The 565-nt window shown below is 61.1% G+C and carries 1 protein-coding gene; it reads left to right on the top strand.

The window, feature by feature from the left end; all coding sequences use genetic code 11:
* A partial coding sequence (locus VE26_RS00065) for a LamB/YcsF family protein (RefSeq protein WP_046103231.1) occupies window positions 1–565 on the top strand: 565 nt, incomplete at both ends.

The raw sequence follows: 565 nt of genomic DNA, 5'->3' as shown, positions 1-565 counted from the left end.
GTGTCTTACCGGGACCTCGCCGGGTTTGGTCGCAACTTCATCGACGTTGACCCTGGACGGTTGCGCGATGAGGTCATTTACCAGTTGTCGGCACTGCGTGGAATTGCTGCAGTCCATGGCGCCTCGGTGCGCTACGTCAAGCCTCACGGCGCCCTGTACAACACGATCGTTCACCACCAGGCTCAGGCCAAGGCAGTCGTCGAGGCGATTGACGCTGAAAACTCCGCCACGGGTGCCGATATGGCCATTTTAGGCTTGCCGGGAGCTCTTGTCCTTGACCTCGCTGAGCAGCAGGGCGTCCGGACGCTGAGGGAGGTGTTCGCCGATCGGGCTTACAACCCCGATGGCACCTTGGTATCACGTCGCCAGGAGGGGTCAGTGTTGCATGATCCGGGCGAGGTCGCTGAGCGCGTTGTGACGCTGGTGACTCAGGGATCGGTAACGGCTATCGACGGCACCAAGGTACCGATTAAGGCAGATTCGGTGTGTGTTCATGGTGACACCCCGGGAGCTGTTGCGATGGCTACGGCAGTGCGTGATCGCCTTGCCTCCACCGGGATCGAAC

This window comes from Devosia chinhatensis, from assembly GCF_000969445.1.
GTDB classification, from domain to species: Bacteria; Pseudomonadota; Alphaproteobacteria; order Rhizobiales; family Devosiaceae; genus Devosia; species Devosia chinhatensis.
This window is presented reverse-complemented; position numbering and strand designations above follow the sequence as displayed.